Source organism: Pseudoalteromonas sp. KG3, from assembly GCF_030436385.1.
Classification (GTDB): Bacteria; Pseudomonadota; Gammaproteobacteria; order Enterobacterales; family Alteromonadaceae; genus Pseudoalteromonas; species Pseudoalteromonas prydzensis.
On sequence record NZ_CP098523.1, the window covers coordinates 88,546 to 112,592 of the forward strand.

General features: G+C 41.7%; 25 protein-coding genes and 2 pseudogenes. 14 read left to right on the top strand and 13 right to left on the bottom strand.

From position 1 onward, the window contains the following. Positions 1-10: 10 nt before the first annotated feature. The 4 genes from purN to cmoA all read right to left on the bottom strand — a co-directional run bounded on the left by purN (position 11) and on the right by cmoA (position 3,618). The gene (gene purN, locus NDQ71_RS00540; RefSeq protein WP_301562053.1) at positions 11-658 is read right to left on the bottom strand and encodes a phosphoribosylglycinamide formyltransferase; all 648 of its coding nucleotides are present in this window, start codon (positions 656-658) and stop codon (positions 11-13) included. Then, positions 658-1,710 carry a phosphoribosylformylglycinamidine cyclo-ligase gene (gene purM, locus NDQ71_RS00545; protein ID WP_064668333.1) on the bottom strand — a complete coding sequence of 351 codons (1,053 nt, stop codon included), beginning with the start codon at positions 1,708-1,710 and terminating at the stop codon, positions 658-660. Before purM ends, purN begins: the two co-directional genes overlap by 1 nt. A gap of 198 nt (positions 1,711-1,908) precedes the next feature. Continuing rightward, complete coding sequence (gene cmoB / locus NDQ71_RS00550; protein WP_192541952.1) at positions 1,909-2,877, bottom strand: tRNA 5-methoxyuridine(34)/uridine 5-oxyacetic acid(34) synthase CmoB; 969 nt, start codon at positions 2,875-2,877, stop codon at positions 1,909-1,911. Between the two features lie 15 nt (positions 2,878-2,892). Further along, entirely contained in the window at positions 2,893-3,618 is a 726-nt protein-coding gene (cmoA, locus tag NDQ71_RS00555; protein WP_301562054.1) for a carboxy-S-adenosyl-L-methionine synthase CmoA, read from the bottom strand. Between the two features lie 117 nt (positions 3,619-3,735). Here cmoA and NDQ71_RS00560 point away from each other — a divergent pair, with 117 nt between their 5' ends. Beyond that, positions 3,736-4,422, top strand: coding sequence for a DUF3334 family protein (locus tag NDQ71_RS00560; RefSeq protein ID WP_192541953.1), 687 nt, complete (start codon positions 3,736-3,738; stop codon positions 4,420-4,422). A 109-nt stretch (positions 4,423-4,531) separates the two neighbouring features. Here the strand turns inward: NDQ71_RS00560 and NDQ71_RS00565 are convergent, their stop codons facing one another. Beyond that, positions 4,532-5,788, bottom strand: coding sequence for an adenylosuccinate synthase (locus NDQ71_RS00565; protein ID WP_192541954.1), 1,257 nt, complete (start codon positions 5,786-5,788; stop codon positions 4,532-4,534). Positions 5,789-5,910: 122 nt separating this feature from the next. Here NDQ71_RS00565 and NDQ71_RS00570 point away from each other — a divergent pair, with 122 nt between their 5' ends. Both NDQ71_RS00570 and NDQ71_RS00575 read left to right on the top strand, forming a co-directional pair. After that, on the top strand, positions 5,911-6,801 hold the full coding sequence (locus NDQ71_RS00570) for a LysR family transcriptional regulator (protein ID WP_192541955.1): 891 nt from the start codon (positions 5,911-5,913) through the stop codon (positions 6,799-6,801). Between the two features lie 126 nt (positions 6,802-6,927). Continuing rightward, positions 6,928-7,941 (top strand): DUF5924 family protein, encoded by a 1,014-nt coding sequence (locus NDQ71_RS00575; RefSeq protein WP_301562055.1) that lies wholly within the window; start codon positions 6,928-6,930, stop codon positions 7,939-7,941. Between the two features lie 58 nt (positions 7,942-7,999). Here NDQ71_RS00575 and NDQ71_RS00580 read toward each other — a convergent pair whose 3' ends face one another. From NDQ71_RS00580 to NDQ71_RS00595, 4 genes and pseudogenes are all read right to left on the bottom strand, one after another. Further along, positions 8,000-8,500, bottom strand: a complete 501-nt coding sequence (locus NDQ71_RS00580; RefSeq protein ID WP_192541957.1) for a M48 family metallopeptidase — start codon at positions 8,498-8,500, stop codon at positions 8,000-8,002. A 38-nt stretch (positions 8,501-8,538) separates the two neighbouring features. Further along, a pseudogene (locus NDQ71_RS00585) lies at positions 8,539-8,985 on the bottom strand (DUF72 domain-containing protein); the annotation flags it as partial. A 28-nt stretch (positions 8,986-9,013) separates the two neighbouring features. Continuing rightward, complete coding sequence (locus NDQ71_RS00590) at positions 9,014-9,982, bottom strand: IS30 family transposase (protein WP_086959932.1); 969 nt, start codon at positions 9,980-9,982, stop codon at positions 9,014-9,016. Positions 9,983-10,066: 84 nt separating this feature from the next. Then, positions 10,067-10,474: pseudogene (locus NDQ71_RS00595) on the bottom strand (DUF72 domain-containing protein); the annotation flags it as partial. Between the two features lie 214 nt (positions 10,475-10,688). On the opposite strand from NDQ71_RS00595, the gene aspS reads away from it, so the two are divergent. The 3 genes from aspS to NDQ71_RS00610 all read left to right on the top strand — a co-directional run bounded on the left by aspS (position 10,689) and on the right by NDQ71_RS00610 (position 13,377). Beyond that, positions 10,689-12,467: an aspartate--tRNA ligase gene (aspS, locus tag NDQ71_RS00600; RefSeq protein ID WP_283710894.1), complete on the top strand. Its 1,779-nt coding sequence runs from the start codon at positions 10,689-10,691 to the stop codon at positions 12,465-12,467. A 110-nt stretch (positions 12,468-12,577) separates the two neighbouring features. After that, complete coding sequence (locus NDQ71_RS00605) at positions 12,578-12,787, top strand: hypothetical protein (RefSeq protein WP_192541959.1); 210 nt, start codon at positions 12,578-12,580, stop codon at positions 12,785-12,787. Next, positions 12,787-13,377, top strand: a complete 591-nt coding sequence (locus NDQ71_RS00610) for a pentapeptide repeat-containing protein (protein WP_301562056.1) — start codon at positions 12,787-12,789, stop codon at positions 13,375-13,377. Before NDQ71_RS00605 ends, NDQ71_RS00610 begins: the two co-directional genes overlap by 1 nt. Positions 13,378-13,417: 40 nt before the next feature. Here the strand turns inward: NDQ71_RS00610 and NDQ71_RS00615 are convergent, their stop codons facing one another. Continuing rightward, a complete protein-coding gene (locus tag NDQ71_RS00615; protein ID WP_301562057.1) occupies positions 13,418-13,741 on the bottom strand; it encodes a hypothetical protein in 324 nt (107 codons plus the stop codon). Positions 13,742-13,912: 171 nt separating this feature from the next. On the opposite strand from NDQ71_RS00615, the gene NDQ71_RS00620 reads away from it, so the two are divergent. Continuing rightward, on the top strand, positions 13,913-14,650 hold the full coding sequence (locus NDQ71_RS00620) for an alpha/beta hydrolase (protein ID WP_301562058.1): 738 nt from the start codon (positions 13,913-13,915) through the stop codon (positions 14,648-14,650). Positions 14,651-14,681: 31 nt separating this feature from the next. Here NDQ71_RS00620 and NDQ71_RS00625 read toward each other — a convergent pair whose 3' ends face one another. Further along, on the bottom strand, positions 14,682-15,884 hold the full coding sequence (locus NDQ71_RS00625) for a bifunctional alpha/beta hydrolase/OsmC family protein (RefSeq protein WP_301562059.1): 1,203 nt from the start codon (positions 15,882-15,884) through the stop codon (positions 14,682-14,684). 241 nt (positions 15,885-16,125) lie between these two features. On the opposite strand from NDQ71_RS00625, the gene NDQ71_RS00630 reads away from it, so the two are divergent. Both NDQ71_RS00630 and NDQ71_RS00635 read left to right on the top strand, forming a co-directional pair. Beyond that, complete coding sequence (locus tag NDQ71_RS00630; protein ID WP_301562060.1) at positions 16,126-16,965, top strand: isopenicillin N synthase family oxygenase; 840 nt, start codon at positions 16,126-16,128, stop codon at positions 16,963-16,965. A 200-nt stretch (positions 16,966-17,165) separates the two neighbouring features. Next, positions 17,166-18,572, top strand: a complete 1,407-nt coding sequence (locus NDQ71_RS00635) for a DEAD/DEAH box helicase (protein ID WP_301562061.1) — start codon at positions 17,166-17,168, stop codon at positions 18,570-18,572. A 61-nt stretch (positions 18,573-18,633) separates the two neighbouring features. Here the strand turns inward: NDQ71_RS00635 and NDQ71_RS00640 are convergent, their stop codons facing one another. Then, positions 18,634-19,380, bottom strand: a complete 747-nt coding sequence (locus tag NDQ71_RS00640) for a DUF3307 domain-containing protein (protein WP_064668318.1) — start codon at positions 19,378-19,380, stop codon at positions 18,634-18,636. Beyond that, entirely contained in the window at positions 19,377-20,006 is a 630-nt protein-coding gene (locus NDQ71_RS00645) for a hypothetical protein (protein WP_064668317.1), read from the bottom strand. The genes NDQ71_RS00640 and NDQ71_RS00645 overlap by 4 nt, the downstream gene beginning before the upstream one ends. A gap of 336 nt (positions 20,007-20,342) precedes the next feature. Here NDQ71_RS00645 and NDQ71_RS00650 point away from each other — a divergent pair, with 336 nt between their 5' ends. The 5 genes from NDQ71_RS00650 (at position 20,343) to nagA (ending at position 24,026) form a co-directional block, all read left to right on the top strand. Then, positions 20,343-20,849: an NYN domain-containing protein gene (locus tag NDQ71_RS00650; RefSeq protein ID WP_301562062.1), complete on the top strand. Its 507-nt coding sequence runs from the start codon at positions 20,343-20,345 to the stop codon at positions 20,847-20,849. A gap of 125 nt (positions 20,850-20,974) precedes the next feature. Continuing rightward, positions 20,975-21,403, top strand: a complete 429-nt coding sequence (locus NDQ71_RS00655; protein WP_283710890.1) for a hypothetical protein — start codon at positions 20,975-20,977, stop codon at positions 21,401-21,403. 1 nt (position 21,404) lies between these two features. Then, positions 21,405-21,617 (top strand): helix-turn-helix transcriptional regulator, encoded by a 213-nt coding sequence (locus NDQ71_RS00660; protein WP_192541970.1) that lies wholly within the window; start codon positions 21,405-21,407, stop codon positions 21,615-21,617. Between the two features lie 376 nt (positions 21,618-21,993). Further along, the gene (gene nagK, locus NDQ71_RS00665) at positions 21,994-22,908 is read left to right on the top strand and encodes an N-acetylglucosamine kinase (RefSeq protein WP_064668313.1); all 915 of its coding nucleotides are present in this window, start codon (positions 21,994-21,996) and stop codon (positions 22,906-22,908) included. Beyond that, positions 22,908-24,026: an N-acetylglucosamine-6-phosphate deacetylase gene (gene nagA, locus NDQ71_RS00670; protein WP_301562063.1), complete on the top strand. Its 1,119-nt coding sequence runs from the start codon at positions 22,908-22,910 to the stop codon at positions 24,024-24,026. The genes nagK and nagA overlap by 1 nt, the downstream gene beginning before the upstream one ends. The last annotated feature ends 21 nt before the right edge of the window (positions 24,027-24,047 follow it).

Consider the following 24,047-nt stretch of genomic DNA (forward strand, 5'->3'; position numbering starts at 1 on the left):
ACTTTGTTTTTTATTCTGGGTAGTGCGCACCGTGTGCAGGAAGTTGTTTTTTGTCAAGAACTGCATAATCTGCTTCCATAGTAAGTCGTTGTTCACTGAACCACTTGACCACCAAAGGATAGATTATATGCTCTTGCGCGTGCACGCGTTGTGCAAGTGTATCGGCAGTATCATCTGCCAGCACAGGAACTTTGGCTTGAAGAATTACCGGACCACCGTCTAATTCTTCAGTAACAAAGTGCACACTTACGCCATGAACGTCGTCTTTTGCATCAATTGCTCTTTGGTGGGTATTCAGCCCCTGGTACTTAGGCAACAAAGAAGGATGAATGTTCAACATTTTTCCTTTAAATTTTTGCACTAAGCTAGGAGTAAGAATACGCATAAACCCAGCTAATACAACTAGATTTGGTGCAAAAGAATCAATAACGTTCATTAACTCTGCATCGTAGGCTTCGCGCGAGTCAAAATCTTTATGGCTAAGCACTGCTGTTGTAATGCCCGCTTGTTTTGCTCGCTCAAGGCCATAAGCGTCTGCTTTATTACTAATAACAGCCGCTATGTTTGCGTTGATCTCGCCATTATTACAGGCATCAATGATGGCTTGTAAATTTGAGCCACTACCTGAAATTAAGACTACTAGACGAGCAGGGGCCATTAATCACGGCCGCCTAGGATTTCTACTTGCTCTTCGCCTGCTTTAGCATCATGAATTTCACCAAGGTGCCATGCGTTTTCGCCAAGCTCTTTTAAGATGCTTAAGCTTTGCTCAAGTTTGTCAGCAGGGACTACTAATACCATACCCACACCACAGTTAAATGTGCGGTACATTTCGTGGGTGGTGATGTTACCGTTTTCTTGTAACCAGTTGAAAATACCAGGCCACTGCCAGCTATCACCTTTTACAACTGCTTTTGCAGATTCAGGTAATACGCGTGGGATATTTTCCCAGAAACCACCGCCGGTGATATGCGAAAGGGCATGTACGTCCACTTGCTTGAATAACTCAAGTAATGGCTTAACGTAAATACGTGTTGGCTCAAGTAGGGTATCGCCTAATGTTTTGCCTTCAAATTCAGCGCTTGTATCAGCATTTGATACTTCAAGTACTTTACGAATTAAAGAGAAACCATTTGAATGAGGGCCACTAGATGCAAGCGCAATTAATTGGTCGCCAGCAGCTACTTTAGTGCCGTCGATGATATTTGCTTTTTCAACTACGCCGGTACAAAAACCAGCCATGTCGTAATCTTCGCCTTCATACATACCCGGCATTTCAGCAGTTTCACCACCGATTAACGCACAGCCTGATATCTCACAACCTTTACCAATGCCTGTTACTACGTCCGCCGCAGTATCAACATCAAGTTTGCCCGTTGCATAGTAATCTAAGAAAAATAATGGCTCAGCACCTTGAACGATAAGGTCATTCACACACATTGCAACTAAATCGATACCCACTGTATCGTGCTTTTTAAGGTCGATAGCTAAACGTAATTTAGTACCAACACCGTCAGTGCCTGCAACTAATACTGGTTGCTTGTAACCAGCAGGGATTTCGCAAAGTGCGCCAAAGCCACCAATTCCGCCCATAACTTCAGGACGACGGGTTTTTTTAACTACGCCTTTAATACGCTCAACTAGTGCGTTACCGGCATCGATATCTACGCCCGCGTCTTTATAACTTAGAGACTGTTTTTGTTCGCTCACAGGATTTCCTCAAAAAAGTTGCATGGTTTTGCATGTGTATGCTTAGAAACGCGCGTATTTTACAACAATTGCAAGGTCGCGGCTAGTTCAAATATAACTTTAACGGTATTGACAAGGACACTTGTCCGCATCAGGAGTAATAGGCTTAGGTAATAAGTGCTAGGTAGTTCCTAGTACCTAAAACCTAGCGCCTTTTTATTAGGCCTTTGCTGTTAATATAGCACGCAACGGCGCTGGGTATCCTTCAATCGTTTTACTGGTATCGTCTGGATCTAAAAAGTCGATCAGGGACTCGTTTTCCATCCAGTCTGATTTTCGCTGCTCTTCAAGTGTGGTGATTGCACAGTCCTTTACTTGTACATCTTTAAAGCCCACGCGTTCCATCCAAAGCTTAAGTGCGGCTGTGCTTGGAATAAACCATACGTTACGCATTTTGGCATAACGATCCGTGGGCACGAGTACGGTGTTTTCGTCGCCTTCAATGACTAAGGTTTCAAGCACTAACTCACCCCCTGGGCGAAGTTGCGCTTTTAATTGCGCCAAAAAGTCGATAGGGGAGCGACGGTGATAAAGTACCCCCATAGAAAACACTGTATCAAATGCTTTTAGCTCTGGCAGGGCTTCAACGCCTAGCGGTAACAAGTGTACGTTTTCGTCTGGGTTAAAATGTTTAATGGCCTGAAATTGACATAAAAATAAATCAGACGGATCAATACCAACCACAAACTCAGCGCCTTCACCGCGCATCCGCCATAAGTGATAACCAGAGCCACAACCAATATCTAACACTGTGCGGCCTTTTAACGGTTCAATATGTGGTAACAGGCGATCCCATTTCCAATCGCTGCGCCACTCGGTATCAATTTCAATACCGTGCACACTAAATGGGCCTTTACGCCATGGCATCATGCGCTTTAATAGATGGATGGTTTGCTTTTGCTCCCCTTTAGTCATTTCGCCAGGGGCGCCAATTTCAACTTTGTCGATAATATTGACGTGTTTGGTCGCCACTTCAGGCAAGTTTTTTAGCACTTTCTGCCATTTCGGTAAATCGCCGTGGCTGGCCTCATTTTGCCAGTGTTTTAATTGGCTAGGCAGTGTTTCCAGCCAGTGGCTCAGTGGGCTTTGTGCGATAGCGGCGTAAAATTGGTTAAACCATAAAGACATTGCATATTTCCTAAATTACTTAATTGCTACCAACGAGCAAAAGTTAAAACACTGATACCACACTTGGGTTTGACTAAAGCCAATATCAGTAAGGCGAGTAAGGTGAGTGTTTAACGTATCTGGGCGCATAACGTTTTCAATGGCGGTGCGTTTTTGGCTAATTTCTAATTCTGAATAGCCATTGTGGCGTTTAAAATCATGGTGTAAATCAATCAGCAAATTGTCGCATTGCTCGTTTTCACCTTTGATTTTTTCACTTAATAGCAGTACACCGCCAGGTTTTAAATTGGCGTATATTTTTTCAAGTACCGCGAGACGCTGTGCAGGAGGTATAAACTGTAACGTAAAGTTCATCGCTACCACTGAGGCATTTTCAATATTAAGCTCGTTAATATCCCCAAGGGTCACAGTAACAGGTACTTCTGAGCGAAAACCTTGTAAATGTAATTTACAGCGCTCAACCATGGCTTCGGAGTTATCAACCGCGATAATATGACAATTATCAGTGCGAATATTACGACGCATACTTAATGTTACTGCGCCAAGCGAGCAGCCTAAATCATAGAGGTTAGAGTTACTTTGCGCGTATTCACCCGCTAATTTACCCATGGTACTTACGATGGTGGCGTAACCCGGCACTGAGCGCTGGATCATATCGGGGAAAACTTCTACTACATGTTGGTCAAAGCTAAAGTCTTTAACCGTTTGCTCTGTGGCATATATGCTGTCTTTTACCGTCACACAAACAGTCTCTTTAAAAAATAATAGGGCTATTTTAGCATTTTATGCTGGATAGTCAGTGATAATTTCAGTAGCTTGGCTAGAATAATGAATAACAAGTATAAAAAGAGACGTTTAATGACTAAAAGTAAAGTAATTAGTACTGATGATATATTGGCAACCCTGTGTCATTCTGTAACGGGGGTTTTGTCGTCGGCTAGTGGTAATGATATTAGCTATTCAGCCATGGTACAAAAGATCACCCGTACCTGCATGCGACCAGATATTGGCTGCTTTGTTTTGTTTGATGGTGGTTTTACTGGATTAGTAATTACTAACTTTACTTCGCAAGCTGCCATGGAAATTTATCACGATTATATGCGCAGCATGGGTATGCCTGAAGAAGAGCTTGCGCATAGTCACCTGTCGGACGACGTGTCAAATGTACTGGGTGAATTGATGAATCAAATCGTCGGTGATTTCACCTCAAAAGTGCGCGAGCAGCTACACACCTCAATTACTCAAAATCAGCCAAAAATGATGGCGATTAATAAGCAAGTGCAAATATCGGTTGATACCACGATGGATAGACCACAAGCACGCCGCGTGACTTTTACCACCAGTAAACAAAACATCTTTTATTTAGAATTAGCGATGGATAAAACTGAGTTCATCAAGCTGCACGACTTTGATATTGTTGAAGCGGTAGACCCTGATGACATTATCGAAAACGAAGCGAAGCATAAAGCTGAAAAACAAAAAGCTGCGGACGATGCAAAAGCCAGTGATGCAGATGATGATTTTATGGCCGAGCTAGGTTTGTAAATAACTCTCAGCGACAACAGTTGGAAAAAATGAAAATGGCGATGGGTTTCGCGATGAAACCCAACTAACCATGTTAAATGTAAGCTGCATATTCAGTGCAGCTTACAATCTAGCGAATAATCATTTGCTCGCGCTCAGGGCCTACAGATACCATACTCACAGGTATGCCCATCAGTGCTTCGATGCGTTCAACATAGTGCTGAGCAGCCGCAGGTAGACTGTCAAAGGTACGACAACCGGTAATATCTTCATCCCACGCTGGCATACTTTCATATATTGGCGTTAAAGCGGCTGTTTGTGGCCAAATAGGGTTTTCGCTGTGATCGCCTGCATAGCCAACACAGATTTTTAAATCTTTCATGCCAGATAAGCAATCAATTTTGGTTAATGCAATTTCAGTGGCTGCTTGTAATTCAACGCCATTACGGGTGGCAACCGCATCAAAATACCCCATATCACGAGGGCGACCTGTCACAGCACCGTACTCGTTGGCGCTTTCGCGAAAATTATCTTGCTCTGCCATTGCGGTAACCAGTGTGCCAGTGCCAACAGATGAACTAAACGATTTTGCCACAGCGATAACACGCTCAGGGCGCAGCGCAGGTAAACCGCTGCCAATTCCTGCATAGGCGGCAGTCACGTTTGATGATGTAGTATACGGGTATTCGCCATACACTAAATCGCGGCCAGCGCCTAGTTGCGCTTCAAATAATAAGTTGGCATCTTGCTTTTGCAGCGCTTTTAAAGGCTCTGTAACATTACAGATAAATGCACGCCACGGAGCAGTGACGTCTAATAGCCACTGAGTTATTTGTTCTGCTGTTTGTGAATAATCACAGCTTGGGTAAAGGGCTTTTAGCTGTGGCATTTTCCAATCAAGCATAAATTGAATGCGCTCTAATAAAACCTCAGGTTGATTTAACCAACCAACTAAAATGCCTTTTTTCATTACGCGATCGCCGTATGCTGGGGCAATACCTTGGCGGGTTGAGCCGTAAGCGGCGTCACCTAAACGTACTTCTTCAAGTGTGTCTTCAAGTGCGTGTAACGGCAAGCACAGGGTTGCACGATCAGAAATACATAATTTTACCTCAACGCCAGCTGCTTTAACTTCAGCGATTTCTTCGCTTAATGCGCCAGGACTTATCACCATACCTGGGCCTAATACGGCAATACAATCTGGATTAAAAATGCCGCTTGGTAATTGGTGTAGTTTGAACGTACCAAACTCATTCACAACGGTATGACCGGCGTTGTTACCACCTTGAAAACGAATGCTTGCAGATGCGTTCTCTGCTAAAAAATCGACGATGCGGCCTTTGCCTTCATCACCCCAGTTTGCACCTACAACAACAATTGACGGCATAATTTACTCTCCAAATTGATTGAATGAATATGGTATGCCCTCTATCTAAATAAGAGAAATTAATTATAATTATTATCCTGATAAGAATTTCATATCGATTTTAGATAATTAAGGTCATCAAGGTGTTAGATATTCATTGGCTAAAAACCTTTGTCACATTAGCGGAACTAAAACATTTTGGTAAAACTGCCAATGCGCTACATATGACACAGCCCAATGTTAGTTTGCATATTAAGCAACTAGAAAAAATGACACGGGTAAAACTGATCGAGCGTAATCCGTTTAGTTTGACGCAAGCAGGTTTACGGCTATTGCAGTCTGGGCAAAAAACCTTATGGGAATTAAAGGTTTGCCAATCTGATTTAAATGCGATTAATGATCTACGTCAAGGCACTCTAACGATTGCCGCCAGTGATATTATTTCTCGGTTGTTGTTGATTGAACCGTTTCAGCTATTTAAACGCCAGTTTCCTGGCATTGATTTTACCTTGCTCAATACCACCTCCTCACAAGCATCGGCGTTGGTGAAAAGTGCGGAGGCTGATCTTGGTTTTGTTATTGCGCAAAAAGAAAGTGAACCACTGCATTTTACGCAATTGCAGCAAATAAAGTGGTGTGCGCTGGGTAATCATTTACAGCTATGGCAGCAAGCTAAAAATAATAGCACTGTAACGCTTACTGAGCCGCCAACATTAATTTTACTCGGCCATGATACGCGAACGCGAGAGCTACTCGATAGCGCATTACCATCTTTAAACTTACCGAATTATCGAGTGATGGAAGTGGGCAGTGTGGATGCACAAATTGATTGGGCCGAAGCGGGCTTTGGTGTTGCTATCGTGCCGGAGTTTTCCCTGCGCAGTAAAGCAAATTTAGCCACCACAGTCACCGCCTTACCAAAATTTCCAACCACTAGTTTAGGTTACATTGTGCGGCAAAATCAGGTGCTTTCAAAAGCAATAAAACAATTGTTGCATTGGGTGAGCGAAGAGATCTCGCGTAGTTATCGCTAACCAGCGGTATTTGTTTATTAGTTAATTTTCACAACAAAAAGTGTAAAGCTTTCATGCATATATTAAGATACAGGGCTGGTGGCTTTAACACTGCAATTATACAGACTTATGCGGATCTTCTACTGAATGAGCTATTTTAAGAATTTAATCACAAAATTTATAATTATGATGCAGCAGCGGCCAGGTTTATTGGCGGTTTTTGCGTTTTGTAGCGGTGTAGCAAGTTATGTGTTGGTTGAGCGTAAAGAATCATTTTCACAAATTATTGCCATACTGCTGTTAGTTAGTTGGCTATGGTTGATTGTTGATAACTGGTTGCGCGATAAAGTAGAGCAGCGCTTTGGTGTGACTGTTTCTCCCAATTTTATGCGTTTTGCCCTGCAAATGGTGCAACAAGAAAGCCTATTTTTTGCATTGCCATTTTTTCTCGCGGTGACTTCTTGGAATCATCCGCAAGCTATTTTTACATCCTTAATTATTCTCTGTGCGTTTATATCGGTTGTTGATCCGCTGTATTATAAAAAATTAGCTAAACACAGTATTCTCTTTACGGTATTTCATAACTTTGCATTGTTTGTGGTTATTTTAGTCACTTTGCCAATTTTACTTAACCTCACGACTAGCCAAAGCTTAGAGATAGCCTTGATCACCGCCATTATTTTTACCATTCCTAGCTTAGGTAACTTAATGCCTAACGCCAAATGGTGGCGTTTCCCTCTATTGGTTTTATTGCTGGGTGTTTTAAGTGCCGGTTTATGGCAGCTACGTAGTTGGGTGCCACCTGCAGCACTGCGTTTAACCGACATTACTTTATCGCATCAGGTTGATGTAGAGCAGCGTAAGCCTGTTGGCAGTATTAAGCATGTAGATGCTAATTCATTGCATCAGCAAGGTTTGTATACTTGGACTGCGGTTAAAGCGCCAAGAGGGTTAAATGAAAAAGTATTTCATGTTTGGCTACTTAACAATAAAGAGGTTGATCGTATTGCATTAAATATTAGTGGTGGGCGAGAGCAAGGTTATAGAGCATGGACACATAAAATAAACTTTCCAGCAAATCCTGTCGGTAAGTGGCAAGTACACGTTGTTACCGAATCTGGGCAGCTGATCGGTTTAACTAAGTTTACAGTGACTGAATAGGATTAATCATTAGTCTCTATCAAAGCAGCTGTCATTTTCTGTTGTCAGGTAATTACAGTTACTTTAAATATGGGTTTTTCCCTTGCGTGACTAACACACAAAATATCCGTAAATCTAATTCGAGCTGATGATACTGCGGCTCCATGTGGCAACATAACTGATAAAAGCTTTTGTTGTGGTCTTTTTCTTTAAAGTGGGCGAGTTCGTGAACCACGAGGGCTTTTAATAATTCCTCGGGGGCGCACAGCAAATCACTGTTAATAGCTAGGTCATGTTTGCGGGTTTTGCCTTGCATACGGTAGGTGTGCGTGCCGAGTGCATTAGTGACCATGTCACCTTGCTTTTTAAACGCGGCGCGGCCAAATGGCGGGGCATTTTTTAAATAGCGTTTTTTAAGCTCAGTGGCGTATGCGTATAACGACTTGTCACTGCTGATAGTGTGGGCATGTGGGTATTTTTTAATTAAATATGCGCCGTGTTTATCATTATCAATAAGCTGTATTACTTGGCTTATAATTTGCTCTGGGTAGCCAGTAAAATAACGTTTAAAATCACTCATTCAATTACTTCTTGTTGTTAATTATATTTTAGCGGAATTCAAAATAAACTTGCTTGGCTGGCTTCTTTCTCACCAGTAAAAGGGTTAAGTACTGGATGATCGTAACCTAAATCTTCACAAAATGCCCGCGCTAACAAAGGGGCTTGGCGGTTGTCTGCGGTATGAAAAAATACATACGGGTGCTTACCTTCATCAAGCCATTGTTTTACTTTTTTAAGCCAAGGTTGGTAATAACTTTTATAATCGTGCTCTAAATCGGCAATTACAAAGCGAGCCATAGGTTGACCGCCTGTTGCAATTGCATGTACGGGTAGGTGAGGCTTTTTCTGCTGTGCATCGATAAGTGCCGCAGTGTTAGGTTTTACTGCAAACAGAGCGCGGGTATCCATGGCTATTCGGTTGATGTTGTTTGCAATTAGTAGCTGGTTTAACGCAATTTCCGCCGCGCCTTTTTTGAAAAACTCAGGATGGCGCACTTCAACGCCACTTGAATTCAAGTATTAAGTGCAATCATTATGCAGCCACCAGAACTTCTGATTGCCCCGTAAATAATTCATGAGGGGTTTTATACCCTCTTGTTTTTCTTGGCCGATGGTTGAGCTTATCAACTGCCGCCTGTATCTCTGCTTCACTTAGCGCCATAAAGTCAGTTCCCTTGGGGAAGAAGCGTCTAAGTAAGCCGTTGGTATTCTCATTTATGCCCCGCTCCCATGATGAATAGGGATGAGCGAAATACACATCAGCTTCTAATTTTTGTGCAACATGCTCATGGTGAGCAAACTCTTTTCCATTATCTAACGTCACGGTAATAACCTTACCTTTATATGGTGTCATACACGTGATCAGCGCATCGGCTGTTATTTTCGCATGCTTGCTTTCAATTCTGTGAACGACTGTATATAACGTTTTACGTTCAACCATTGTGACAAGCGCATTTTTACGCCCTTTACCTATCACTGTATCGCCCTCCCAATCACCAATCCTAGACTTTGAATCCACAATACTTGGGCGTTCATCAATGCTGACTCGATTAACTATCTGTCCACGTTTATCATAGCTTCCATAGCGTTTTTTATACTTTTTACATGCACGAGTGAGTGTCTTATGTAGCTTGCCACCACGAGCCTTGTCTCTGTAAATATATTGATAAATTGTTTCATGATGTAAAACGACCTGTTTCTCTAAAGCTAAGCGGCCTGCCACTTGCTCAGGGGAAAGTCCGTCATGCAACAATTTATTAATCCAGTGAGTGACGTCCTCTGTTAACTTACTTGCTTTGAAAGATGACTTACGTCTTTGTTCAGCAAAGTTATTGGCTTGGTTAGGCCGATAGCCTTTAAGTCCTTTATTGCGTTTTAGCTCTCTAGAAATAGATGACGGTGAACGAGTTAGTTCTTCAGCTATCTGCTTTTGGTTATTTCCTGCTTTTATTAACGCGTAAATCTGGTATCTTTCTTCTTGTGTCAGCTGTTTATATTTCATTAAAGCAATTTCCTTTGGCGAGAAAATGGCCGAATTATAACAGCTGGCCATCTAATCTGAGAAATTGCACTTATTATCCGAATTTAGGCCATAATTTAAACCTGTAGGCAGTTTTGCAATAAATTGCGCCAGCAAAGGTAATTGCTGTGGGCTAAAGCTGCTAGGCAGCTGCAACATAATTTGCCCAACGCTTGGCAGTATTGGTTCAAACAAGTTAAACCACGCTGTTAACTCATCATCAATATTAGTTAGTTGTAATTCATGGCTAAAACGGCGATTAAATTTAAAGGTAAATTTAAAGTCATCGGCTACGGCATCACGCCAGCGATTTAATGATTCAACACTGGGATCGGCATAAAAGCTGGTATTGCCTTCAACGGAGTTAAACACCTGTGCGTATTCGTGCAGCATATCGGCATTTTTGCAGTGACTTGATAATAAATTGCCTTTCCACGCGGTACTTGACCACTGCGGACACCCTAAATACAACATAAAATGACTAACTGATTGTGTGTTTTGGCAAGTGTAACAAATATCTAGAACGACTGAAAATTGAATGCTCACAGGGCGCTGCGGTGCTCGCATTTTCAAGTAACTTGGGTATAATGCTCCCCCTAAAATGATTTATAAATAGTGGCTTTATCTCCCCAAAAACGTCAAATTCTTAGGGAAAGCGGCTATTAGTCTTTACACTGACAGGAATACTATGCGCTCTATATACTGCGGACAGCTAAATAAAACTCACGTAGATCAAGAAGTTGAATTATGTGGTTGGATCAATAAACGACGTGACCTTGGTGGACTAATTTTTGTCGATTTACGCGATAGAGAAGGTTTAGTACAAGTTGTATTCGATCCTGAAGTTGAAGGCTTAATGGATACAGCTAATAAATTACGCCAAGAGTTCTGTGTACAGCTTAAAGGTGTTGTACGTGCTCGCCCAGATAGCCAAGTAAATAAAGACATGGCCACCGGTGAAGTTGAGATTTTAGGCACTAGCTTAACTATCATCAACCGTTCAGAGCCACTACCACTTGATTTTAACCAAGTAAACTCTGAAGAGCGTCGTTTAAAATACCGTTACCTAGACCTTCGTCGTTTAGAAATGAGTGACCGTATTAAATTACGTGCAAAAGCGAGCAGCTTTGTGCGTCGCTTTTTAGATGAAAATGGTTTCTTAGATATCGAAACGCCAGTACTCACTAAAGCAACACCTGAAGGGGCACGTGATTACTTAGTGCCGAGTCGTGTTCATAAAGGTAGCTTTTACGCGTTACCACAGTCTCCACAGTTGTTTAAACAATTGTTGATGATGTCGGGCTTTGACCGTTATTACCAAATCGTTAAATGTTTCCGTGATGAAGATTTACGTGCAGACCGTCAACCTGAATTTACCCAAATCGATTTAGAGACCTCATTCATGAGCTCTGATCAAGTACGTGGTATCACTGAAAAGATGATCACGGATATGTGGAAATCATTACTCAATGTTGATTTAGGTGATTTCCCAATCATGCCATACGCAGAGGCGATGAGTCGTTTTGGTTCAGACAAGCCTGATTTACGTAACCCTATGGAACTGATTGACGTTGCTGATTTAGTTAAAGACGTAGAGTTTAAAGTATTCTCAGGTCCTGCAAATGACGAAAAAGGCCGTGTTGCGGTATTAACTGTACCAGGTGGCGCATCACTTTCTCGTAAGCAACTAGATGACTACACTAAATTCATCGGCATTTATGGTGCGAAAGGCCTGGCATGGATGAAAGTAAATGACCGTGCAGCTGGTGTTGAAGGTGTACAATCACCCATCGCTAAATTCTTAAATGAAGAAGTGATCAATGAGCTACTAGCGCGAACTAACGCACAAACTGGTGACATCATTTTATTCGGTGCTGATAAACGTAACACAGTAAACGAAGCGATGGGCGCACTTCGCCTTAAGATTGGTGTTGATTTAGAGATCACTAACCTTAATAGCTGGGCACCGCTTTGGGTTGTTGATTTCCCAATGTTCGAAGAAGATGACGAAGGCACATTACACGCTGTGCATCACCCATTCACTGCACCAAAAGATATTGATGCAGCAGCCCTTGAAGCTAACCCTGCAGCGGTTATTTCAGATGCCTACGACATGGTATTAAACGGCTACGAAGTTGGCGGTGGTTCGGTCCGTATTCATAATGCTGATATGCAAGAAGCGGCCTTTAGAATATTAGGCATTGATGCGCAAGAGCAACAAGATAAGTTTGGTTTCTTACTTGATGCACTTAAGTACGGCACACCACCACATGCAGGACTCGCATTTGGTTTAGACCGCTTAGTAATGTTACTTTGCGGCACAGATAACATCCGTGACGTTATTGCCTTCCCTAAAACAACGCAAGCGTCATGTTTATTAACCAACGCGCCAAGTAAAGCCAATGTAGACTCATTGTCAGAGCTTGCTATTAGCGTTGTTGAAAAAGCTGAAAAAGCAGCAGAATAAATGATTAATTAGCACTTAATTTTGCAATTGATTTAAAAACCCTTAGGTGTATGTCTAAGGGTTTTTTTGTGCTTTAATTTATCGGTTAAATAAAATAATAAAGGAACAATATGTCAATTAATGCGACCCTTTTGGGAACAATCGTTTTAGTTTTGGTCCCTGTATTTGCGCTTGTTAGTTATTTTTTAGGTAAGCGTAAAACCACTACACCCGTTATTGTTGCCGTTATAGGTGGATTTTTAGGCTTAGTACCTGTGCTAGGGCTTATTTTTATCGCTGTTTTGGCACTTAAGAGTGATTTACCTAAAGAAGCGATTTGATGTTTTCACAAAACGATTATTACGATCAGCAATTTGCAAACTGTACGGCTACATCGCAGCGCTTTAGCGATATAGAGTTTGAACAATGCCAGTTTATAGAATGCGACTTGAGTCAAAGCCAATTTAGCAGCTGCCGCTTTATTGATTGTGAGTTTATTAACTGTAATTTGAGCGACTTAAGCTGGCATTACAGCTCGTTAGAAGAAGTTAGCTTTAAAGGTTGCAAGTTAAATAGCATTGTTTGGGGGCAAGTTAATTGGCCGCAACTGGCGTTAACCGCACCAGTGAATTTTAAAGACTGCCAACTTAGCCATAGCTCGTTTTATGAATTGCCATTAAAAGCATTGAGTATGACAGACTGTTTTGCCAAAGATGTTGATTTTAGACACGCTAATTTAGCCGCGAGTGACTTTAGCGGTACTGATTTTAGGGATAGTTTGTTTCATCAGACTAACTTGAGTCGCGCTAATTTTGTAGGGGCGACACAGTTTAATATTGATATAAAAAATAACGATGTGACTCGTGCCAAGTTTGAGCGATTTGAAGCGCTAAACTTATTAACCGGGCTTGATATAGAGCTGGTGGATTAGCCGCAAATAAAGACGGCTAATCACTTATAATAATAAACGACTAGCAGGCAGGGCCGTTTTTATTACGTGCGCTGGCAAGTACGCGGGCAATTTCAAGCAGCGCAGGAGAAATATCACTCGCGCCATCTTTAATTAGTTTTGATACATCACCCGATGAATAGAGGCTATCGCGTGGTGATTTAATGCCTAATTCACGCACAAAATCTTTAGTCTTGCCGGTGCTGCCTGTTTCAATAAATTTAAAAATAATACGCTCGTTATTATTTTTAGGCTCTGTTTCTAGCGTTTCGATTTCATCTTGGTAAGCTGCAATTCTGCTTTGTAAAATATCGATACGTTCTTCGATGCTGTTGTATGATTTCATGGATAGGTACTTTTCTAAATAGAGTGAAGATAATACCGCCATTATCGCACAGATTTAAAATAATTATTTCGTTCTTTAAACCTCATTCGCTTTTTAGTATCTGTTAGATTGTAATTAATATCGTTAGCTTTAAAATGACTGCAATTAAAATAAAAATAAGTTTTGTAAGCCATGCTGACACGTTCTAAGTATTTGGTGATCCTCTTTTCCTTTTTGGTTAGCGTAAATAGCTATGCAAGCGGTGATGTTATTTTTGATGAGGCTCGCGGCCGTAGCATCCCAACCCATATTACACTCCCTGCACACAGCACTCACTGCAGCCAACAAACAAAATGCCCGGTGGCGTTTGTTAATGCTGGATATGGGATTGCGCATACTGACTATCAGTTTGCGGTAGATGTATTTACAGCTAAGGGTTATTTAACCATTGCTGTAGCCCATGAACTAAAAAACGATCCTGCGCTTAATTCTAATCCGCCCTATATGGCAACACGAATAGAAAATTGGCATCGTGGGGTCGTGACCCTCAAATTCTTAGTTGAGCAATTATCCGCTAAATATCCGGCATACGATTTTAGCCAACTTACTTTATTTGGTCATTCAAATGGTGGTGATATATCTGCACTCTACGCGGCGATTTACCCAAAGCAAGTGAGCCAAATTATCACGCTTGATCATCGTCGTATGCTACTACCACGCAATGACGCCATTCGCGTGCTAACACTGCGTGGCAGTGATTATCCTGCTGATCATCAGGTATTACTGAATAAAGATGAACTGGTGCAGTATCCTGTTACGCAAATTATGATAGAAAAATCCCGTCATAACGATATGTATGATGGCGGGCCAAAGTGGTTAGTTGCAAGGATGGCTAAAGAAATCGATGCATTTTTAAATAATAAAATATAACGCGTAAACAATGTTACGCGTTTGATAGTTATTATTTTACCAATTCACTGACGATTAATAGATCATTATGCAGGGTTCTATGCACGGGGCATTTGTCGGCAATTTCTAATAGGCGCTGGCGCTGAGCGTCACTCAAATCGCCTAATAAGGTGATTTTACGAGTGATGGCTTCAAGTTTGTCGCTTTGCTCGTAGTTATCGCAATCGTTATGATAGTCGCGGGTGTGATCTAGCTCTACCTTTACGTGTTCAAGTGGTAAGTTTTTACGACTCGCATACATGCGCAGCGTCATCGCGGTACATGCACCAAGTCCTGCTAATAAATGATGATATGGATCGGGGCCTAAATTATTGCCGCCCACTGTTACGGGTTCATCGGCAAGCCAAGTATGATCTTTGGTGCTGACATGCTGAGTAAATACATGGTCTTTTTCTTCAACTAATACGTTGCCGTTGGTCAGTTTGGCACTGTAGTGGTTTTTATCAAAATCCACATAACGTTTTGCCCACGACGCTATAACGTCTGCTGCGTAATCGGCATCGTCTTTGTTAGTGAGTAGATGGTCGGCGTTATCTAAACTAATAAAGCTTTTTGGGTGTTTAGCGCTTGCGTAAATCTTTTCAGCTTCGTTAATACTTACCGTGGTATCAATAGGAGAGTGCATTACTAACAAAGCACGCTTTAATTTACTGATATGGCTGCGGTTGTATTGGGCTATATCATCGACAAACTGTTTTTTTATTGTGAACTCACGCCCAGCTAAATTGACTTTTGCTTCGCCCTTGCTATTAATTTCATCTAGATGCGCGGCAAAGTTATGGGTTACATGTTGTGCGTCAGAGGGCGCGCCAATAGTAGTAATGGCTTGCACTTCAGCAATGTGTTCGGCAGCTGCTAATACCGCTGCGCCCCCTAAACTATGGCCGATTAATAATTGTGGCGCTGTAAAGTGTTCACGCAAGTGATCTGCAGCGGCAATTAAATCTTGGATATTTGATGAGAAATTACTGTTGGCAAAATCCCCATCGCTATTCCCAAGGCCAGTGAAATCAAAGCGCAATACTGCAATACCTTGTTGAGTGAGTGCTCGGCTAATTCGACTTGCTGCAGCAATATCTTTACCACAGGTAAAACAATGGGCAAACAAGGCATAAAATTTAATATCACTGGCTGGCGTTTCTAATTGCCCGGCAAGGCTTAGTTCACCACTTTTAAATGTTACTTTTTGTCGCATGTAAATTGCCTTAGTTATTGTGAATAGGGACGCATTAAAGGGTAGACCACATTACGCTGTTTTTACTTTCATTGTTATTAATTAGCTGTTGATCTGTGTCAAAGTCAATGCTGTTACTATTTTAGTGCGGACATAAGTCCTTATATTTTTTAGGCTGGTTTACTATGCTCGCGAAGCGCTATATTGATGCACCTGCTATGCTAAGTAAGTGCTTCTAATAACTTATTCATTGGAAACGAACATGCAATTACCTACCGTTGATTATAAAGCGAGCGATGCGGCCGCTCAGTTTGTTGAGTCTCTTAGAAATACGGGCTTTGGTGTATTAAAAAACCACCCAATTCCACAGTCTCTAGTTGAATCAATTTATAAAAATTGGCAGGATTTTTTTAATTCTGAGCAAAAGCATGAGTTTTTATTCTCTAAAGAAACCCAAGACGGCTACTTTCCGCCATCGGTATCGGAAGTTGCAAAAGGCTTTACGGTAAAAGACATTAAAGAATATTTCCATGTTTATCCTAATGGCCGCGTGCCTGCAGAGCTTGAAGCAGATATTCGCGAATATTATCGCTTAGCCAATGAGTTTGCTGCCACGCTGTTAAGCTGGGTGCAAGCAGAGGCACCAGCGAATGTACGTGCTAAGTTTTCAATCGATTTAAAAGACATGATCGCGAACTCTGAGCAAACATTATTACGTATATTACATTACCCGCCAATGACAGGTGATGAAGAGCCAGGGGCAATTCGCGCCGCTGCGCACGGTGATATTAATTTATTAACGGTACTACCAGCGTCAAACGAGCCTGGTTTACAAGTGCAAAAAACCGACGGCGGCTGGTTAGATGTGCCATGCGATTTTGGTAGTTTAATTATTAATATTGGTGACATGCTGCAAGAAGCGTCAGGTGGTTATTTTCCATCGACTATTCACCGCGTTATTAACCCTACGGGGAAAGCGTCAACTAAGTCACGTATTTCGTTGCCATTATTTTTGCATCCGCGTCCTGATGTGGTGCTTTCCGAGCGTTATACCGCAGATAGCTACTTACAAGAGCGTCTACGCGAGTTAGGTGTTAAGTAACTAGAACATCGGATAATAAATCTTATTTTTATAAAAAACGGCCATTGTGCCGTTTTTTGTTTTTAGGTTTGCCATGCGCTAGTTTTTAACGTTTAAGCCCACGAGAAGGGCTGCAAAGGTTAATATTCAATGCATTATTGGTCACGATCGGTATAATGCGCGCAACTGGCCACTTTGGCCTTATTTAAAAGAGAGTTTATATGAGTTTTGATGGGTTAGGTTTATCACAGTCTTTAGTTAATGCAGTTTTAGAAAAGGGCTATGAAACGCCAACACCAATTCAGGCTCAAGCTATACCCGCGATCATTGAAGGTCGTGATGTGATGGCTGCAGCGCAAACAGGTACGGGTAAAACAGCTGGTTTTACATTACCGCTGATTGAATCTTTATCTAAAGGGCAAAAAGCCAAGAGTAATCAAGTACGGGCGTTAATTTTAACGCCAACACGTGAGCTTGCATTACAAGTGAGCGAAAATGTTGAAGAGTACGCTAAGCACTCTAATATCAGTTCTTTTGTTGTTTACGGCGGCGTTAAAATTAATCCGCAAATGCAGCGCCTTCGTAAGGGGGTGGATATTTTAGTGGCCACGCCTGGGCGTTTGATTGATTTACACAATCAAAATGCATTGAAGTTCGATAACCTTGAAGTGTTGGTGCTTGATGAAGCCGACCGTATGCTTGATATGGGCTTTATTCACGATATTAAACGTATTATCAGTAAATTACCGGCTAAACGTCAAAACTTGATGTTCTCAGCGACGTTCTCTGACGATATTAGAGCGCTTGCAAAAGGACTTATTAACGATCCGGTAGAAATTTCAGTTGCGGCTAAAAACACCACCGCTAAAAGCGTTACCCAATGTGTTTATGCTGTTGATAAAGCGCGTAAAACGGCTTTATTAAGTCACTTAATTCGCAGTAATGATTGGCAACAAGTATTAGTATTTAGCCGTACAAAACATGGCGCAAACCGCTTAGTTAAGCAACTTGAGCGCGATGATATTGTTGGTGCTGCTATTCATGGTAATAAATCACAAGGTGCGCGTGTTAAAGCGCTTGATGGCTTTAAAAGCGGCGAAGTACGTGTACTTGTGGCAACCGATATCGTTGCCCGTGGTCTGGATATTGTAGAGCTGCCGCATGTAGTTAACTATGATTTACCGAATGTGTATGAAGATTATGTGCACCGTATTGGTCGTACCGGCCGTGCTGGTGCTTCGGGTGATGCTATTTCGTTTGTAACGATTGATGATGCAGATGACTTATATGGTATCGAGCGCTTTATTGGTGAATTGATCCCACGCGCTCAAGAGCCCGGCTTTGAACCAAGTAATCCAGTGCCAGAAAGAGAGCTTGATGCACGACCAACAAAACCGAAAAAGCCGAAAAAAGCCAAACAGCCGTTTTCTAAGCCTAAGTCGGATAGCAAAAAGCCTAATAGCAATGGCAGTGGTACAGGCCCACGCCGTGGTGGTTCAGGTAAAAAGCCAGATGCTAATAAAGCGGGTGGTGAGCAAACACAAAACCCATGGGCTAAGCGTCAATCTGTCGGTGGCAATTCTCAGCGACGTCGCCGTCCAAATAATGATGGCTCAAGCAACGCATAATTAATCTGTTGATTGATAAAAAACGCGCCTACCTTGGCGCGTTTTTTATGGGCTTGTAAAGTTACAGTGCTTTGAGATAATTAACCGCCAAGCCAATAAATAAAGTCACACTGACACTGAGTAAGGTACCGAGCATCACGTATTCAGTCAGTTTTTTATCTTTACTGGCACTTAAATCACCAAATCGAAACACTGATTTTGCTGCGAGCAAAAAGCCGACTCCGGCAAATTGGTCTAGCAAAATAAATGTTAACATTAATACTCGCTCAAGCATGCCGATGCTTTGTCCTGCGGCGGGTAAACTTCCGGTAGTACTAAAGCCGCTAGTGAGCCGCTCTAACATCATGCGAATGAACACCGCACTTGGCGTTAATACCAATAAATACCCACACACTACCCATAATATTGGCGGTTGTATTAGCCATTGCCAAGCGTGTGCAAAAAACTCGCTGCTGTCAGTTACCCAGATGGCTAATAACAGCAAAACGACTAAATGAGCGAGTTGATCGACAACAAAAGGGATCACGCCTTTACTGGAATACGATTTGGCTAAGTCAATAAAGTAATGGGTTACAACCACAACGCTGGTGGCGATACAGATAGGGGCGATGGTTTGCCAACCAAACGTAAACTCCCACCAAGTGACAATAGTAGCCGTGGTCACGCCATGTACTAGCACGTGCAAATACAGTTTTTTAGCGCGAAAATGGCGAGTGTTACGGTTATTGACCCAGCTCATTGGCTGCCAGTAAAAATCAGCTAAAATATGGCCGATAATTAACACGACTAATAACAACATAAAACTCATTCTATAGCTCCTGATAGGGTGTCTGCGATGGTTTTTTCTGCGTAGTGTAAAAACCGTTCGACTAATTGATAATGACCCAAATTGAGTAATTTAGTGACATTTTCTCGGCTTGTTTGCAATTGTTTGGCAAGCTCACTGTGCTGGTTATTCTTACTGGTTAAATAGACATACAGCGCGTTTGCTTGTTTTTGGGTCATTTTAGTCAGCAGTACATCAATAAAAGCCAGACTTAGGGTTAACCCTTCATTTGTTGGCTCGATAACACTGCTAAATATAAAGCGTTGATTGTGTATTTCATCAAGGCTGCGACCTGACAGGGTAAATGCTGAGCCCGTGGCTGTTTTTATATCCGCTCTGGCATTATCTATTTCACCAATTGCTAGACTTTGGCGAACCTCATAACCGCTTGCTTTTAAATGTAAATACAATAACACCGCGACATTGCAGACCTGCGCAGGTTGATTTATTTGCAGTTGAAATGCATCGCCTCGGTAAATAATACCTTGATTATGTTTATCTTCAGTAATCGCTCGTATACTTTGGTCAAGTTGATAGAGCATTGCATCGTAGTCGTGCTTTGGAATATGTTGTGATTTGATCACATCGCCGCTGATCACTGCAATCATAAATGTCCTAACTCAGTTACATATTAAAATGTAACCAATATTGGTTACATAAATCCATGTAACTAATTTAGGTTACTTATGAGATAAATGCAAGAGCCTGAAATGGCAGCGGGTATGTTACAGTAGGGTGATAAGGGTCTGTTTATCTTTCGAGGTTAATTTTGCAGCAGTGTGTTTGGTTTTTAGGCAAGGCAGAGACTATGTAGTGTGGTTGTTCCCCATAAATAGGCGATAACGACGCATAAATGCCAAACACGCGCTGCCCTTCGGGTTCTGCCTAGGTTGAACAAATTTTAATCCTGAAAGGTCAACAGACCCTCATAAAAAGGATATCGCATGAATCAAGAAACACACAGCACAACAAGTACGAAACCTAAGGTTGGAATTTTTGTTGATGTACAAAATATTTATTACACCTGTCGAGAGAGTTACCGAAAAAACTTTGACTACAATGCTTTTTGGGCAAAAATCAGTCAAGACTATGATATTGAATGTGAAATAGCGTACGCTATTTATCGTGGTGACGAAAAGCAATCTCAGTTTCAAAATATTCTCCGTGCGATTGGTTTTGAGGTGAAACTGAAGCCATTTATTCAGCGCAAAGATGGCAGTGCGAAAGGTGATTGGGATGTTGGTATCACCATTGATATGCTCGAGCAAGGTAAGCACCTTGATAAAGTTATATTACTCTCTGGTGATGGTGACTTTGCGCTCTTGTTGGGTCATCTACAGCATCAGTATAATGTACCATGTGATGTTTATGGCGCTGATAAACTAACAGCGGAAGCACTGAAACAAAGTGCTGAACATTTTTATTGCATTGACGACGCCTTGCTACTGTAACGTGAGTATAAAATACTTAACCTGGTGTTAATTATTTTTGACATTGTGGTGGTGTAGAACTATAGTTTTTAATGTTAATTATTTTTAACATTGAGTTAGTTGTACTTTACATTGCCGGAGGGGATATGAGTTACACACAAAAATCACGATTACTTGAGGTGGTTATAACATTAGTCGTGTTGTTTAATTATCTGCAAGCTGTGTTGTTTATGACACCTGAAGCACAAATGGATCCAACACTTGCCAGTGGGTTGCTGATCAAACTTGTAATACAAACCGTTGTGATGGTTGTTGTGTTACATAGTATCTTAGCTGCGTTTAATAGTAAGTATGCCAATCAGCCGAAAGATGAGCGAGAGCAAGCTATTGCGTTAAAGGCCAAAAGCGTGAGCTTATTCATTTTGCAATTAGGCGTAGTCAATGCGGTATTTGCATTGTTAATTAACACAGTATACCCAATACCAATGAGTCCTGTGCATCAGTTGGTGATCGCCGCATTACTGAGTGAAGTCATCGGTGGGGTCGTGGAAATATGGCTATTGCAAAGAGGTTAAAATGGCGAAGTTAGCAATTAGCAATTCAATCCGTACATTACGATTTCAACATGATGAAATGACGCAGCAACAATTAGCGGATGCTGTAGGGGTAACACGTCAAACAATTGCAGCTATTGAAGCCGCCAGATATTCACCGTCGTTGGAAGTTGCTTTTAAAATAGCGATTGTTTTTAATCAACCACTAGAAAAAATATTCCAATATAAGTGGTGATTCTTTACTAAATTATTTATTTAGGTAAACTGGTCTAACGTTACTACAATTAATTTACCTTAGTGGCCATAATGCATTGATAAAATAGCATGTAAAATCACTATTTTAGGTGTTTTTTAGGTAATAATGTTATTTTTAAGCCTGATTGTGACGTTGAATAATAGTCGACACTAATTTAATTAATATTAATTATTTATTTAATTCAATTAATTAGAGATAAATATGGAATATGTGTGAATTTTTATGAAAAATATAATGACAACGCTGTCATTTGTTGTGTAACATTAATTCAACATGGGTTGAGGGTGAATCGCATTAAGATAATAAAAAAAGATGCGGTTAATACAAATATTAAACGAAGGTTAGAGGTCGTTAAATGATGGCTAAGAGTGCGAATGAGGACCAATTGTTTATTGGTATCGATGGTGGCGGAACTAAGTGCCGTGCAACTATATACTCTACACAACATGGAGTATTAGGAACTGGTCTAGGTGGCCCCGCGAATCCATTACATGGGTTAGAGCGCACATTAGAGTCAATAATGGTGTCTACACAGCTGGCTATGCGTGATGCGGGTTTGCAGCTAGAAACTATTCACCAAGTTTATGCTGGCTTAGGGTTGGCGGGCGTTAATCTACCAAGCTTGTATGAAAAAATAATTGAATGGGAACATCCATTTAAACAGATGTTCCTTACTACAGACTTACACACGGCATGTATTGGCGCTCATGAGGGCGGCGATGGCGCGGTGATTATTACAGGCACAGGTTCATGTGGTTTTTCACATGTAAAAGGGCAATCAGTGAACTTCGGTGGCCATGGTTTTGCACTCGGTGATAAAGGCAGCGGCGCATGGATGGGGCTTGAGGCTATCAAAGCTGTGTTAGTTGAGCTTGATGGCTTAGGCCCTCATACGGCATTAACCCACGTAATAAAAAGTCATTTTAATGCAACAAATGCAATGGGTATAGCCGAGCAAATGGCTGGACAACCGTCAAGCAGCTATGCCAAGCTTGCTCGCTATGTTTTTGATGCAGCGAATCAAGGTGACGTTATTGCGTTGGCTATCGTTAAAGACGGCGCAGCCTATGTAAGTCAGTTAGCACATCGTTTATTAGAAAATAATCCACCGCGTTTATCTATGATTGGTGGCCTTGCTGAACCATTAAATAAATGGCTTGACCCAGAAATTGCAAAACGTGTTGAAATACCAAAACAACCACCAGAAATGGGCGCTATTTACTTCGCTCAACAATCGGTACTAGAACAAGATCAAAAGGTAGCCTTGTAATGAAAACCTTCTATCGCGCTGCGCGCTTATTTACCGCCGAAACCTTTATTGATAACGCATTATTTAGTGTTGAAAATGGTGTATTTAAGCTTGAAGACTCAACCACAGAATCAGTTATAGAGTTAGACGGTCTCGTTGCACCTGGTTTTATTGACGTCCAAGTCAATGGCGGTGGCGGTGCATTTTTTAATGCTCAGCAAAGCACAGAGTGTTTAGACCGTATTGCAAAAGCACATGGTCAATTCGGCACTACTGCACTCATGCCAACACTCATTACTGATAAAGTTGCAGTAATGCAAGCTGCGGCTGATGCAACGGCAAAAGCTATAAGCGAAGGCGTACCGGGTGTATTAGGTATCCATTTTGAAGGCCCACATTTATCTTTTCCAAAAAAAGGCACTCACAGTGAGCAGTTTATTCGCCCGATCAGCGAGCAAGAGTTTGCCATTTATGCTCGTCAAGATTTAGGGATCAAGATGGTAACCTTAGCGCCTGAAAATGTCAGCATTGCGGATGTTGAGCGCTTAGTTGCTTGTGGTGTGAAAGTATCCATTGGCCATACCAATGCAGATTATCAAACAACCATGGCGGCACTGAATGCGGGGGCCGATGGTTTTACCCATTTATACAATGCGATGTCACCATTTACATCCCGTGAACCGGGTGTGGTTGGTGCTGCACTTTGGCATGATACTAGCTGGTGTGGATTAATAGTCGATGGTCACCATGTTCATCCACTGTCTGCAAAATTAGCTATTCGTAGTAAGCAACGTGGCAAAATTATGTTGGTCACTGATGCGATGCCACCAGTGGGTACCGATGATATGGAATTTGACTTCTTCGATGGTCGCAAGGTTATTCGCACTGGCGATAGACTAAATTCAAGCACTGGCGAGCTAGCTGGCAGTGTTTTGGATATGGCAAGTGCTGTGCGCAACACCGTTAATACTCTAGATGTTAGCCTAAGTGAAAGCTTACGAATGGCTGCATTATACCCGGCGCAATATTTAAACCTCAAGAACAAGGGACGTTTACTTGATGGCTTTGACGCTGACTTTGTGGTGCTCGATGGGCAGCAGTATGTCAAAGCAACTTATATTGCAGGCATTGCAATCTAACGTTTCCCTGGAAAAATCCCC